Source organism: Streptomyces sp. bgisy130 (assembly GCF_057708345.1).
This window is the reverse complement of record NZ_JBYISA010000021.1, coordinates 107646-121686: the sequence shown is the minus strand read 5'-3', so window position 1 is coordinate 121686 and position 14041 is coordinate 107646. Positions and strand designations below refer to the sequence as shown.

At 73.6% G+C, this 14041-nt stretch carries 12 protein-coding genes; 9 read left to right on the top strand and 3 right to left on the bottom strand.

The window, feature by feature from the left end; all coding sequences use genetic code 11:
• Positions 1-69: 69 nt before the first annotated feature.
• The 6 genes from AC3EUV_RS25150 (at position 70) to AC3EUV_RS25125 (ending at position 4787) form a co-directional block, all read left to right on the top strand.
• Positions 70-876: a helix-turn-helix domain-containing protein gene (locus AC3EUV_RS25150; RefSeq protein WP_432143991.1), complete on the top strand. Its 807-nt coding sequence runs from the start codon at positions 70-72 to the stop codon at positions 874-876.
• Positions 877-979: 103 nt separating this feature from the next.
• On the top strand, positions 980-2464 hold the full coding sequence (rimO, locus tag AC3EUV_RS25145; RefSeq protein ID WP_435603950.1) for a 30S ribosomal protein S12 methylthiotransferase RimO: 1485 nt from the start codon (positions 980-982) through the stop codon (positions 2462-2464).
• Complete coding sequence (gene pgsA / locus AC3EUV_RS25140; RefSeq protein WP_432143989.1) at positions 2461-3111, top strand: CDP-diacylglycerol--glycerol-3-phosphate 3-phosphatidyltransferase; 651 nt, start codon at positions 2461-2463, stop codon at positions 3109-3111. Before rimO ends, pgsA begins: the two co-directional genes overlap by 4 nt.
• Positions 3108-3644 (top strand): CinA family protein, encoded by a 537-nt coding sequence (locus AC3EUV_RS25135; protein WP_432143988.1) that lies wholly within the window; start codon positions 3108-3110, stop codon positions 3642-3644. Before pgsA ends, AC3EUV_RS25135 begins: the two co-directional genes overlap by 4 nt.
• A 94-nt stretch (positions 3645-3738) precedes the next feature.
• Positions 3739-4122, top strand: a complete 384-nt coding sequence (locus AC3EUV_RS25130; RefSeq protein ID WP_018092941.1) for a helix-turn-helix domain-containing protein — start codon at positions 3739-3741, stop codon at positions 4120-4122.
• 194 nt (positions 4123-4316) lie between these two features.
• Positions 4317-4787 carry a Dps family protein gene (locus AC3EUV_RS25125; protein ID WP_435603949.1) on the top strand — a complete coding sequence of 157 codons (471 nt, stop codon included), beginning with the start codon at positions 4317-4319 and terminating at the stop codon, positions 4785-4787.
• Between the two features lie 475 nt (positions 4788-5262).
• On the opposite strand, the gene AC3EUV_RS25120 is transcribed toward AC3EUV_RS25125, so the two are convergent.
• The 3 genes from AC3EUV_RS25120 to AC3EUV_RS25110 form a co-directional block, all read right to left on the bottom strand.
• Positions 5263-6039 (bottom strand): SDR family NAD(P)-dependent oxidoreductase, encoded by a 777-nt coding sequence (locus tag AC3EUV_RS25120; protein ID WP_435603948.1) that lies wholly within the window; start codon positions 6037-6039, stop codon positions 5263-5265.
• Between the two features lie 62 nt (positions 6040-6101).
• Positions 6102-6911 carry an Fpg/Nei family DNA glycosylase gene (locus tag AC3EUV_RS25115; protein ID WP_432143986.1) on the bottom strand — a complete coding sequence of 270 codons (810 nt, stop codon included), beginning with the start codon at positions 6909-6911 and terminating at the stop codon, positions 6102-6104.
• A gap of 62 nt (positions 6912-6973) precedes the next feature.
• On the bottom strand, positions 6974-11743 hold the full coding sequence (locus AC3EUV_RS25110) for an Lhr family helicase (protein WP_432143985.1): 4770 nt from the start codon (positions 11741-11743) through the stop codon (positions 6974-6976).
• 135 nt (positions 11744-11878) lie between these two features.
• On the opposite strand from AC3EUV_RS25110, the gene AC3EUV_RS25105 reads away from it, so the two are divergent.
• The 3 genes from AC3EUV_RS25105 (at position 11879) to AC3EUV_RS25095 (ending at position 14032) form a co-directional block, all read left to right on the top strand.
• Positions 11879-12760 (top strand): helix-turn-helix transcriptional regulator, encoded by an 882-nt coding sequence (locus AC3EUV_RS25105; protein ID WP_432143984.1) that lies wholly within the window; start codon positions 11879-11881, stop codon positions 12758-12760.
• 130 nt (positions 12761-12890) lie between these two features.
• On the top strand, positions 12891-13727 hold the full coding sequence (locus tag AC3EUV_RS25100) for an AzlC family ABC transporter permease (protein ID WP_432143983.1): 837 nt from the start codon (positions 12891-12893) through the stop codon (positions 13725-13727).
• Positions 13724-14032: an AzlD domain-containing protein gene (locus tag AC3EUV_RS25095; protein ID WP_085925237.1), complete on the top strand. Its 309-nt coding sequence runs from the start codon at positions 13724-13726 to the stop codon at positions 14030-14032. The genes AC3EUV_RS25100 and AC3EUV_RS25095 overlap by 4 nt, the downstream gene beginning before the upstream one ends.
• Positions 14033-14041: the final 9 nt, after the last annotated feature.

The following is a 14041-nucleotide window of genomic DNA, read 5'->3' as shown; positions in this document are numbered from 1 at the left end:
GCCCGACCCTTTCGCTCCACCCCTAGACTGAACTTCCAGCAGGTGGCTACACGCTCGAAAGGCGCCTCCGTGTCCATCGGCAACTCCCCCGAAGCAGACCGGCCTTCCGTCGGTGCTGCCCTCCAGAAAGCCCGTATCGGAGCGGGACTGACCGTCGAAGAGGTCAGTACGACGACACGGGTGCGCATCCCTCTCGTGCACGCGATCGAGCAGGACGACTTCTCCCGCTGTGGCGGCGACGTCTACGCCCGGGGGCACATCCGGGCGCTCGCCCGTGCCGTATCCCTCGATCCCCGACCCCTGATCGACCAGTTCGACGCCGAGCACGGCGGCCGGCCCGCGCCGACCCCCGCCGCACCGCTCTTCGAGGCCGAACGGATCCGTTCCGAGCCGCGCCGCCCCAATTGGACCGCGGCGATGGTCGCGGCGATCGTCGCCGTGGTCGGATTCGCGGGCTTCACGCTCTTCACGGGCGAGGACAAGAGCGACGGCGGCCCGATCACGGCCGGTGACGCCCATGCCAAGCCGGCGCCGGCGCCCACCCGCCATCCCTCCACCATCAAGCCGCCCCTCAAGCCGGACCCCTCCGACAGCGCCGTCGCCGGACTGCCGAAGGACAAGGTCACGATCAAGGTGACCGCCCGCGACGGCCAGAGCTGGATCTCCGCCAAGGACGCCAACGGCAAGCTCCTGGAGGACGGTCTGCTCAAGCAGGGCGAGTCCAAGACCATCACCGACAAGAAGCGGATCGACCTGGTCCTCGGTAACGCCGGAGCCGTGCAGCTGTACGTCAACGGCAAGGAGGTCAAGCAGGTCGGCGAGAAGGGCACCGTGGAGCGGCTCAGCTACACGCCAGGGGACCCCCAGGCGGGCTGAGTGCCCTTGTCCGGGGGCGTCCGCCGCCCGGCCCTGGAGCCCGGGACCGGCGGCGGAGACCTGCGCGCCAAGGGGGTGGCCGGGACAAAGTAGGCTGAGCCCTATGCCCGAACGCCGTACCGTCGCCCTTGTCACTCTTGGCTGCGCCCGTAACGAGGTGGACTCGGAGGAGCTCGCAGGCCGCCTGGCAGCGGACGGCTGGGAGCTCGTCGAGGAAGCCGCCGATGCCGATGTCGCCGTCGTCAACACCTGTGGTTTCGTCGAGGCCGCCAAGAAGGACTCCGTTGATGCCCTGCTGGAAGCCAACGATCTGAAGGATCATGGCAGAACCCAGGCCGTGGTGGCCGTCGGCTGCATGGCCGAGCGCTACGGCAAGGAGCTCGCCGAGGCGCTGCCCGAGGCGGACGGGGTGCTCGGCTTCGACGACTACAGCGATATCTCCGGCCGGCTCCAGACCATCCTGAGCGGCGGAAACGTCGAGGCCCACGCGCCGCGCGACCGCCGCAAGCTGCTGCCGATCAGCCCGGCCGAGCGCCAGGACGCCACCGCGGTCGCGCTGCCCGGCCACGCCCAGGACACCCCGCTCGAGGATCTGCCGGAGGGCATCGCGCCCGCCTCCGGACCGCGGGCGCCGCTGCGCCGCCGCCTGGACACGAGCCCCGTCGCCTCGGTGAAGCTGGCCTCCGGCTGCGACCGGCGCTGCTCGTTCTGCGCCATCCCGTCCTTCCGCGGCTCCTTCATCTCGCGCCGGCCCTCCGATGTGCTCGGGGAGACGCGCTGGCTGGCCGGTGAGGGCGTCAAGGAGATCATGCTGGTCTCCGAGAACAACACCTCCTACGGCAAGGACCTCGGCGACATCCGCCTGCTGGAGACGCTGCTGCCGGAGCTGGCGGCCGTCGACGGCATCGAGCGGATCCGGGTCAGCTACCTCCAGCCCGCGGAGATGCGGCCCGGCCTGATCGACGTGCTGACCGGCACCGACAAAGTCGCGCCCTACTTCGATCTGTCCTTCCAGCACTCGGCGCCCGGTGTGCTGCGCGCGATGCGGCGCTTCGGCGGCACCGACAGCTTCCTGGAGCTGCTGGAGACGATCCGCACCAAGGCGCCGCAGGCCGGAGCCCGCTCCAACTTCATCGTCGGCTTCCCCGGCGAGAGCGAGAGCGACCTCGCGGAGCTGGAGCGCTTCATCACCGAGGCCCGGCTCGATGCCATCGGCATCTTCGGCTACTCCGACGAGGACGGCACCGAGGCCGCCTCGTACGAGGACAAGGTCGACCCGGACGTGGTCGCCGAGCGGCTGGCGCGGGTCTCCCGGCTGGCCGAGGAGCTGACCGCGCAGCGCGCCGAGGAGCGGATCGGTGAGACGGTGCGGGTGCTGGTCGACCGGACCGACGACGAGGACGGTGTCGTCGGGCGGGCCGCGCACCAGGCCCCGGAGACCGATGGCGTCACTCTGCTGTCGACCGACCGGGAACTGGAGCCCGGTCGTATGGTCGAAGCAAAGGTGGTGGCGAGCGAGGGCGTGGACCTCGTCGCGGAGGTGCTGTCGGTGGAGGGCACGGGGTGTACCGAGGAGGCGGGCAGATGACCGGAGTCCCGGCATCCGCAGCTGGCGGCCCGCGCACGGCGCCGGTCGTCCGGCAGGCCGGGCTGTGGAACATCGCCAACGTCCTGACGATGCTGCGGCTGGTGCTGGTCCCGGCCTTCGTGCTGCTGCTGATGCACGACGACGGTACGGATCCGGTCTGGCGCGTCTTCGCCTGGGCCGCGTTCGCCGTCGCCATGATCACCGACGTGTTCGATGGGCATCTGGCGCGGGCGTACAACCTGGTCACCGACTTCGGCAAGATCGCCGACCCGATCGCGGACAAGGCGATCATGGGTGCCGCGCTGATCTGTCTGTCGGTGCTGGGTGATCTGCCCTGGTGGGTGACCGGAGTGATCCTCTTCCGGGAGCTCGGCATCACGCTGATGCGGTTCTGGGTGATCAAGCACGGTGTCATTCCGGCCAGTCGTGGCGGCAAAATCAAGACATTGGCGCAGGGCACCGCGGTCGGGATGTACGTCCTGGTGCTGACCGGTCCGCTGGCCACCTTCCGCTGGTGGGTGATGGCGGTGGCGGTGGCGCTGACCGTCGTGACCGGCCTCGACTACGTCCGGCAGGCCGTGGTGCTGCGCCGGGCCGGGCTGGCCCGGGAGCGGGCGGTGCGCGCCGAGCAGGACGCGGCCCCGTGAGCGGGCCGGGTTCTGCCGCTGCCGAGGCGCTGGAGATGCTCGCCGGGCGCGGACAGAGCCTGGCCGTGGCCGAATCGCTGACCGGCGGCCTGGTGGCCGGCGCGCTGACCGCGGTCCCGGGGGCCTCGCGGGTGGTCCGCGGCTCGGTCACGGCGTATGCGACCGAGGTCAAGCGGGACGTGCTGGGCGTGGACGGCGCCCTGCTGGCCGGGCGCGGTGCCGTGGACGGCGAGGTCGCCCGGCAGATGGCGAGCGGTGCGCGGCGGGTGCTGGGCGCCGACTGGGGCCTGGCCACCACGGGTGTGGCCGGCCCCGATCCGCAGGACGGGCATCCGGTGGGCACCGTTTTCGTGGCCGTGCAGGGACCGGACGGTGCAGGAGCGGTGCGCCGGCTGTCGCTGGCGGGGGACCGTGACCGGATCCGCCAGGACACCATTCGCGCCGTGCTCGCACTGTTGTTGAGCGAACTGACAGAAAATACGCGGGCACAGGATACGGAACAACACGGGGGGAATGGATGTTTGCAGCCCTGAGTGAACACGTACTTGCGCCCGGCACTGGTACCGCCCGAGGCGGTACGGTGGGGCGAGAAGGATCCGGATCCGAGGTCCGAGGAGGGAGCCAGCGATGATTCTGCTTCGTCGCCTGCTGGGTGACGTGCTGCGCCGACAGCGTCAGCGCCAGGGCCGAACCCTGCGCGAGGTCTCTTCCTCCGCCCGGGTATCGCTCGGCTATTTGTCCGAGGTGGAGAGGGGGCAGAAGGAGGCTTCCTCCGAGCTGCTCTCGTCGATCTGTGACGCGCTGGATGTGCGGATGTCCGAGCTCATGCGGGAGGTCAGCGATGAGCTGGCGCTCGCCGAGCTGGCAGCGTCCGCGGCCGCGAGCGACCCGGTGCCCGCACCGGTGCGGCCGAAGCTCAATTCGGTGTCCGTCACGTCCCTGGCCGGTGTGCCGGAGGACCGCGTGACCATCAAGTCCCCGGCAGACGTCGTGGATGTCGTCGCGGCCTGACACCCCTGTTCGTACGCATCGAAGCCCTGGTAGGCGCAGCCTGCCGGGGCTTTGTGCTGCCCGTACGGGGGCGGGGGCGCGCGGTGAATCCGGGCGCCGGCGGGCGCTCGGCCGGACCGTCCGGGCAGCTCGGAACGGGCGATTCATTTATACGATGGCCAAATCGGATATATCGCCCGAACAGGAGTATCTGGATGTCTGTCGTCAAGAGCACACTCTCCGACGGGGACCGCGGCATCGTCGGCAACGCCCTCCAGGGAGCCCTCGTCGACCTGGTGGATCTCTCCCTCGTCGCGAAGCAGGTGCACTGGAACGTCATCGGTCCGCGCTTCCGCTCCGTACATCTCCAGCTCGACGAGGTGGTCGCCAGCGGGCGGCAGCACGCCGACACGGTGGCCGAGCGGGCGGCGGCGATCGGGGTGTCCCCTGACGGGCGGGCGGTCACGGTCGCCAAGACCAGCGGCATCGGCGAGGTCAAGGACGGCTGGATCAAGGACGGCGATGTGGTGCGGGCGATGGTGGAGGCGCTGGGCGCGGTCATCGGCCGGATGCGCGAGCGGATCCTCGCCACCGCGGAGGCGGATCCGGTCAGTCAGGACATCCTGATCGGGCTGACCGTCGACCTGGAGAAGCACCACTGGATGTTCCAGGCCGAGGCCCAGTGACGGACGGCGGCGTGCGCTGAGGCTCCGGGCTCCCGGGTGTGCCTGACGGGGCCGGCGGCGCCGAGGGCCGTTCCGGGGCTTGCGGGGCCGGCCGCGCGCCGGAAATGCCCCGGTGCGCCCTCCCGCCGGGCGGCGGGACCCGTCTAGCGTCGGCCGGAGGAGGCAGCCATGGGGTGGCGTGACTTCGCGGCCCGCGGACCGGCCGGACGGCGTCCGCGTACCGTGCCGGGGCGCCGGATATCCGCGGCCGTCGCCCTCTCCGGGGTCGTCGCCGGGGGGCTGTGGTGGTGGGCCGCGGTCCGGCTGGTGGTGTGGCCGCAGTCGGCGGGGGTGGTCGAGGGGGCCGTGCTGGTGGGCGGCTGGGGGCTGAGTCTGCTGCCGGTGCACTGCGTGCCGAGGGCAAGCCGGAAGGACGGTCTCTGCCATCGCACCATGGCGCGGGCGGCCCGGCGGGTCCGGGAGCGCCGGAGGGCGGTCACCAGGGCATGGCGACGCCGCCGTTCGGGCGGAGGACCTGGCCGGTCATGAAGGACGAGGCGTCCGACGCCAGGTGCAGCACGGTGTGGGCGACGTCTTCGGGCTCTCCCACCCTCCCCAGGGGCGACATCCGGATCATCGGTCCCTCCGCCTGTTGCTGCGCCTCCGCGGTGTGGCGGTCGGTCATCGCCGTACGGACCCAGCCCGGGGCGACGGCGTTGACGCGGATGCCGTGCCGGCCGACCTCGGTGGCCAGGGTCTTGGTGAGCTGGACGACGGCGGCCTTGGCGGCGCCGTAGGAGAGCAGGCCAGGGGCGCCGGTGTCGATCGCGCCGGAGGCCATGTTCACCAGGGAGCCCCGGGTGGCGGTGGCGATCATGGCGCGCGCGGCCTCCTGGCAGCCGTACAGCACACCCTTGAAGTTGGTGTTCCAGACCCGGTCCAGATCCGCGTCCTTGGTCTCCAGCACGGGGGCGGAGTGCATGATTCCGGCGATATTCGCCATCACGTCGAGCCGGCCGGTGGCGCTGCGGGCGGCGTCGACGACCGCGGCGACCTGCTCGCGCCGGGTGACATCGAGCTGATGGGCGTGCGCGGAGCCCGCTGCCGCGGTGATGGCCGCGGCGGTCGCCTGCGCGCCCGGTGCGTCGAGGTCGGCGCAGTGGACGGTGGCTCCGGCTTCGGCGAGGAGGGTGGCGGTGGCGCGGCCGATGCCGCTCGCCGCGCCCGTGACCAGCGCGGTGCGGCCCGTGAGGTCGTACGCCGTGAGAGGCATGGGACGAGGGTAGGGAGAGATCTGACGGGGCGTCAATTGGCGTGCGGGGGAGATGCTTCGGGTCAGCCGGCGGGGCGGCGGCCCCGTGGGTCCGCCTGGCAGGTGGGGCACCAGTAGGTGACGCGTTCCTCGGCGGTGGGGTCCTGTTCGCCGGTGCGGATCCCGGTGCCGCAGCGCAGACAGGGGCGGCCGGCCCGGCCGTAGACCCACAGCCGTCGGTCGGGGCGGGCACTGGGTGTGGTGATACGGGCGGGGCGTCGCTTGTTGGCCTCCAGGAGCTTCTTGGCGAGCGTGGGCACGCGCTCCGGCCGGGGGAGTGCCCCTATGGGGAGCCAGGGCGAGGCGTGCAGCAGGAAGCACAGCTCGCATTTGTAGACATTGCCGAGGCCGGCGAGATTGCGCTGGTCGAGCAGGGCCTCGCCGAGGGGGCGCTCCGGGTCGGCGAGCAGCCTGCGCAGCGCTTCGGCGGGGTCCCAGTCGGGGCCGAGGAGATCGGGTCCCAGATGGCCGACGACCCGGGGCTCGTCGGCGGTGCGCAGCAGGTCGAGCACGGGGAGGCGGTAGCCGACGGCGGTGTGGTCCGCGGTGCCGAGGATCGCCCGGATCTGGTGGGCGGGGCCGCCGCGCCAGTGCTCGGCCGGGGCGTAGATCTGCCATGCGCCGTCCATCCGCAGATGGGAGTGCAGGGTCAGACCGCCCTCGAAGCGGGTGAGGAGGTGCTTGCCGCGGGGGACGACGCCCAGCACCCCGCGGCCGGTCAGGTCCACCGCCGCCAGCCGGGGCATGCGAAGGTCGCAGCGGGTCAGCGGACCGCCGGTCAGTGCGTCGTGGAGCCGCTGGGCCACGCGCCAGACGGTGTCACCTTCGGGCATGCCACCATCATGCCGGGAGCCTTCGGCCAGTGGGGCGGGCCTTGCGCGGGGCGCCGCTGGTGTCATCCGCGCAGGCGCAGTCCCCGTGGGGTGGGGTGGAAGCCGGCGGACTCCAGGGTGACGGCGTAGGGGGAGGTGAGGGCCGCGACGCCGTTGATGCGTTCGGTGGTGATCGTGCCCAGGGCGCCGGCGCGGGCGGCGTCCGTGAGGGCCTCGACGGCGAGCTGGAGGCGGGGGGCCGTGGCGGGCCCGTCCGGTGCGGGGCCGAGCGGCCAGATGAGCAGGGTCTTGCCGCCGCGCTCCATGTAGAGCGTCAGCTCGCCGTCGACGAGGACCACCAGGGAGCCCGCCTTGCGGCCGGGCTTGTGGGTAGAGCCCTCGGGCGGCTCGGGCCAGGACAGGGCGGCGCCGTAGGCGTTGGCGGGGTCGGCGGCGGCCAGGACCACGGCGCGCTGCGGGCCGCCGCGCCGGGACTGCGCCGGGCCGCTCTCCGGCAGCGCGGCATCGGCGGTGCGCTCCCGCTGGGTGCTGACCGCGCGCAGCCGGTCCACCGCCCCGTCCATCGCGAACTGGGCCGCGCCCAGCCCCTCCACCACATAGCCGCGACGGGCCTGACCGGACTCCTCGAAGGCGGCCAGTACCCGGTACGCGGCGGAGAACCCGCCCTCGACGCCCTCGGCGGCGACCGCGCCCCGGGTGACGACGCCGTGCCGGTCCAGCAGCGCACGGGCCAGGGCGTGGGCGCGGTGGGTGGGGTCCGGCTCGGTGGTGGGCAGCAGCGACCAGCGGCCACCCACTGTCGGCGGGCCGGAGCGGGAGGCGGTGGGCCGGCCGCCGCGGCCCGGGGCCGCGGTCAGCGAGCCGTACCGGCCCCGGGGGACGGCGCGGCGGGCACGATGGGCGGTCGAGCCGGCCGTACGGCCCGAGCCGAGAAGGGCGCGCAGCGGGGCGAGGGTGTCGTTGGTCAGCCGGCCCGACCAGGCCAGGTCCCACAGCGCGTCGGCCAGCTGCGGATCGGTGGCTTCCGGATGGGTGGTGGCGCGGACCTGGTCGGCGAGCTGGCGGAAGAACAGCCCGTAACCGGGGGCGAGGGCGGTCAGCAACGACTCGTGCAGCGCGGTCAGTTCCAGCGGGAGCGGTGGCGGGAGCAGCAGCGGGGCGGAGTCGGCGAGATGGAGCGAGAGCCAGCCGTCCTTGCCGGGGAGCGCGCCGGCGCCGGCCCACAACACCTCACCGGTGGCGGTGAGTTCATCCAGCAGGGCGGGACTGTAGCCGCCGACACGGGACGGCAGCACCAGCTTTTCCAGGGCGGAGGCGGGTACCGGGGCGCCCTGGAGCTGCTCGATGGCGCGCACCAGACCGTCGATGCCGCGCAGGCTGTGCGAGGCGCCGCCAAGGGGCGCGGACATACCGCCGGCCGGCGCCGGGCGCGGTGCGCCGACGTGCTGCCACTGGGGGAGGAAGGCGGCGAGCGCGGCGGGCGGCACCGGCTCCAGCTCCTCGCGCAGCGCGGCCAGGGAGCGGCGGCGCAGCCTGCGCAGCACCTGGGCGTCACACCACTCCTGGCCGATGCCCGCGGGGTGGAACTCGCCCTGGACCACCCGGCCGGCGGCGGCCAGACGCTGGAGCGCCCCGTCGGCGACGGCTGTACCGAGGCCGAAGCGGGCGGCGGCCTGCTCGGAGGTGAACGGGCCGTGGGTGCGGGCGTAACGGGACAGCAGATCGCCGAGCGGGTCCTTGACCGGTTCGGTGAACGACTCCGGGACACCGACCGGCAGCGCGGTGCCCAGCGCGTCACGGAGCCGGCCGGCGTCCTCGACGGCGGCCCAGTGGTCGGCGCCGGCGATCCGTACCGAGAGGGCCCGGCGGGTGGCGGCCAGCTCCCGGGGCCAGGCCGGGTCCGCGCCGCGCTCGGCCAGCTCGGCATCGGTCAGCGGCCCCAGCAGCCGCAGGACGTCGGCGACGCCCTCGACGTCCTTGACCCGCCGGTCGTCCGTACGCCACTGGAGCTCGCGCTCCAGCTCGGCCAGCACCTCGGCATCCAGCAGCTCGCGCAGCTCGGCCTGGCCGAGCAGCTCGGCGAGCAGCCGGGAGTCCAGGGAGAGGGCGGCGGCGCGGCGCTCGGCGAGCGGGGAGTCGCCCTCGTACAGGAACTGGGCGACATAGCCGAAGAGCAGCGACCGGGCGAACGGTGACGGCTCGGGGGTGGTGACCTCCACCAGGCGGACCCGGCGGGCCTCGATGTCCCCCATCAGCTCCGCCAGGCCCGGGACGTCGAAGACGTCCTGAAGGCATTCGCGGACGGCCTCCAGCACGATCGGGAAGGAGCCGAACTCGCTCGCCACCTGGAGGAGCTGGGAGGCCCGCTGGCGCTGCTGCCACAACGGGGTGCGCTTGCCGGGGCTGCGCCGCGGCAGCAGCAGGGCACGGGCGGCACATTCCCGGAACCGGGAGGCGAACAGCGCGGAGCCGCCGACCTGGTCCGTGACGAGCTGGTCGACCTCGCCCTGGTCGAAGGCGACATCGGCGGCGCCCACGGGGGACTGCTCGGGGTCGTACTCCGCGCCATGGCCGGCCGGGCCGGCCAACGGGTCGAAGGCGCCGTCGCCGTCGAGGAGATCGAGGCCCATCAGTTCGGCGTCGGGCAGCCGCAGCACGATGCCGTCGTCGGCATGCATCACCTGGGCGTCCATGCCGTGGCGCTCGGCGAGGCGGGCGCCGAGGGCCAGCGCCCAGGGGGCGTGCACCTGCGCGCCGAACGGGGAGTGGATGACCACCCGCCAGTCGCCCAGCTCGTCGCGGAAGCGCTCCACGACGATCGTGCGGTCATCGGGGACATGGCCGCAGGCCTGCTTCTGCTCGGCGAGATAGCTCAGCACATTGGCCACCGCCCAGTCGTCCAGCCCGGCGGCGGACAGCCGGGCCCCGGCGTCCTCCGGCGCGAGCGAGCCGATCTCGCGGAGGAACGCGCCGAGCGCGCGGCCCAGTTCCAGGGGGCGGCCCAGCTGGTCGCCCTTCCAGAAGGGCAGCCGCCCCGGCACCCCGGGGGCGGGAGTGACCAGCACCCGGTCGCGGGTGATGTCCTCGATGCGCCAGGACGTCGTGCCGAGCGTGAAGACATCGCCGACGCGGGACTCGTAGACCATCTCCTCGTCGAGCTCTCCGACCCGGCGCCCGCCGCCCTTCCCGGAGTCGCCGCCCGCCAGGAACACCCCGAACAGGCCGCGGTCGGGGATCGTGCCACCGGAGGTGACGGCCAGCCGCTGGGCCCCGGGGCGGCCCGCGACGGTGTGTGCGACGCGGTCCCACACCAGGCGCGGCCGCAGCTCGGCGAAGGCATCGGACGGATAGCGGCCGGCGAGCATGTCCAGCACGGCCGTGAACGCCGACTCGGGAAGCGCGGCGAACGGGGCGGCCCGCCGGACCAGGGCCAGCAGCTCCTCGACGTCCCAGGTGTCCATCGCGGCCATGGCGACGAGCTGCTGGGCGAGCACGTCCAGCGGATTGGCCGGCACCCGCAGCGCCTCGATGGCGCCGGAGCGCATCCGCTCCGTCACCACGGCGGCCTGCACCAGATCGCCGCGGTACTTGGGAAAGACGATGCCCGTCGAGACCGCGCCGACCTGATGCCCGGCCCGTCCGACGCGCTGGAGCCCGGATGCGACCGAAGGCGGCGACTCCACCTGGACGACCAGATCGACCGCGCCCATGTCGATGCCCAGCTCCAGACTGGAGGTGGCGACCACGGCCGGCAGCCGGCCCGCCTTCAAGTCCTCCTCCACCTGGGCGCGTTGCTCCTTGGACACGGAACCGTGGTGGGCACGGGCCAGCACCGCCGGTGCGCCCTTGGCGGCCCCGGCCTCGGCCATCAGCTCGGCGGGGGAGTGGTGTTCCGGGAGCGCCTCGCCCGTGGTCCGCTCGTAGGCGATCTCATTGAGGCGGTTGCACAGACGCTCCGCCAGACGGCGGGAGTTGGCGAAGACGATCGTGGAGCGATGGGCCTGGACGAGATCGGCGATCTTCTCCTCGACCTGCGGCCAGATGGACGGCTTCTCACCGGTGTCGCCCTCCTGGACGGGCGAGCCGCCCAGCTCGCCCATGTCCTCCACCGGGACGACCACCGAGAGGTCGAAGCGCTTCCCGGACGGCGGCTGGACGATCTCCACCCGGCGCCGCGGCGACAGATAGCGGGCCACCTCCTCCACCGGGCGGACCGTCGCCGACAGCCCGATCCGTCGCGCCGGGCGGGCCAGAAGCTCGTCCAGTCGCTCCAGGGACAGCGCCAGATGCGCCCCGCGCTTCGTGCCGGCCACCGCATGGACCTCGTCCAGGATCACCGTCTCGACGCCCGCCAGCGCCTCCCGGGCCGAGGACGTCAGCATCAGGAACAGCGACTCGGGGGTCGTGATGAGGATGTCCGGCGGGCGGTTGGCGATCGACCGGCGCTCGGCGGGCGGGGTGTCCCCGGAGCGGATGCCGACCGTGATGTCCGGCTCCGGCAGCCCGAGACGGACCGACTCCTGGCGGATGCCCGTCAGCGGACTGCGCAGATTGCGCTCGACATCGACGGCCAGCGCCTTCAGCGGGGAGACGTACAACACCCGGCAGCGCTTCTTCGGCTCGGCGGGCGGCGGGGTGCTCGCCAGCGCGTCCAGCGACGCGAGGAAGGCGGCGAGCGTCTTGCCCGAACCCGTCGGCGCCACCACGAGGACATCGGAGCCCGCGCCGATCGCCCGCCAGGCACCCTCCTGCGCGGCCGTGGGCGCGCTGAAGGCCCCGGCGAACCAACCGCGGGTCGCGGGGGAGAACGTCTCGAACGCTGCCTCGGCCATGTCCCCCATCGTGCACCGGACCACTGACAACGCGGACCCGCGCGCCGCGCCCACCGCCGCCGACCGGGCCTTTTGCGGCCGTCCACGCTTCGGACGGGCGGGCCGGCCGCCGTCCGGCGGACGCAGAATGGCGGCATGGTCATGGTCAGCGGGGAGAGCGCGGCCGACGCCGGGCCCGGCGCGGCGGCCGTGCCGCGGGCACGCGGCGAGTGGGCGCGGCACTGGCGCTACGACGGGCTGCCCGGCCTCGACCTGCTGCGCGCCCGCTATGTCCGGCACTCCTTCCCCCGCCACGCGCACGACGGCTATGTGGTCTGCGTGGTGACCTCCGGCATCGAGGAGGTCGGGCTCCGTCAGGGCACCGTCCGGGTCGGCCACGGGGGCATCATGATGCTCAACCCGGAGGTCGCGCACACCGCGCGGGCGGGCGCACCCGAGGGCTGGACCTACGCCACGCTCTACCCGTCCTACGGGCTCGTCGCCGAGATCGCCGGGGAGACCACGGCGCTGCGCGGCACCCCGGGCTTCGACCGCACGACCGCCGAGGAGCCACAGCTCGGCCACCTGATCACCGAGATCCACCGGGCCGCCGAGACCGGCAATGCCCTGGCCGCCGACACCCTGCTGCGGACCGTCGTCGCCCGCCTGCTGCGCCGCTACGGAGGCCCGCTCCCGGCGCGTACGCCCCGCACCGCGGGCGCCCGGACCGCCGCCCGCGCCCGGACCGTCCTGGAAGAGCGGATGGCCGACCCGCCCTCCCTGGAGCGGCTGGCTCAAGAGCTCGGTACCAGCCCGTTCGCGCTGCTGCGGGCCTTCAAGAGCGCGTACGGCATGCCACCGCACACCTGGCTCACCGACGCCCGGGTGCGCCGGGCCCGCAAGCTCCTGGAGGCGGGCCGCACGCCCGCCGATACGGCCGTCACCGTCGGCTTCACCGACCAGCCGCATCTGAACCGGCACTTCACCCGGATCGTCGGCGTACCGCCCGGCGCGTACCGGAGGGAGCGGTCGGCCTAGGGGCGGGGGAGCGAGCGGGCGAGCCTCGCGAGGGCGGTGCGGGCGGTGCGGTGCATGGTCTGGGCGGTGCGTGCGCCGGGCGCAAGAACGTACAAGACCCGCGGCCGTCCTGGAGCCTAAGGTCCGGGGCGTGCCAGAACAGACAGAGATACGCACCACGGAGCGGGCCGCGCCACCGCCGCCGGCACCGCCCGCGACCTCCGACGCCGCCGTCATCAGGGACGCGCTCGGCGTCGGCATCGCCGTCGGCCTCTCCGGATTCGCCTTCGGCGTAACCTCGGCCGGCGTCGGGCTCAGCCTCTTGCAGACCTGCGCGCTCAGCCTGCTGGTGTTCACCGGGGCCTCACAGTTCGCCCTGGTCGGCGCGCTGGCGGCGGGCGGCAACCCGCTCACCGCCGCGGCCGGCGCGTTCTTCCTGGGGGCCCGTAACGCCTTCTACGGGCTGCGGCTGTCCGCCGTCCTCGGGTACCGGGCCACGGTCAAGCCGTTCGCCGCCCACTGGGTCATCGACGAAACCTCGGCCGTCACCCTGGCCCAGCCCGACCGGCGCACCGCCCGGCTGGGCTTCACCGTCACCGGGCTGAGCCTCTACGTCCTGTGGAACCTCACCACCCTCGCCGGTGCCCTGGGCGCCGAGGCGCTCGGCGACACCGAGGCCTGGGGCCTGGACGCGGCCGGCCCCGCGGTCTTCCTGGCGCTGCTCGCGCCGATGCTCGAGGAGACCGTCGAGCGGGTCGCGGCCGGTCTCGCCGTGCTGCTGGTCATGGTGACGCTGCCGCTGCTGCCCACCGGTGTACCGGTGCTGGTCGCGGCGCTCGCCGCACCCGCCGTCCTCCTCGTCCAGGGGCGCCGCGGGCGGGGGACGGCACCGGAGCCGGGCGTCGTCCGGGCTGGCCACGACGGGCCGCCCGCGCGCCCGGACGGAACCCCCGAGAACCGTCCCGCCACCGAGGAGGACCGGGCATGAACGTCTGGATCGCGATCGCCGTCACCGCCGTCGGCTGCTACCTGGTCAAGTACCTCGGGCTGGCGGCCCCCGCCGGCCTGCTGGAGCGCCCGCTGGTCAAACGGCTGGCCGCGCTGCTGCCGGTGGCTCTGCTGGCCGCGCTCACCGCTCAGCAGACCTTCAGCGACGGCCGGCACCTGATGCTCGACGCCAAGGCCGCGGGGGTGGCCGCCGCGGCCGTCGCGCTCGTCCTGCGGGCGCCGTTCCTCCTGGTCGTCGGCGTCGCCGTGGCCGTCACCGCGGGGGTGCGGGCCCTGGGAGGGTGAGCGCGGCGG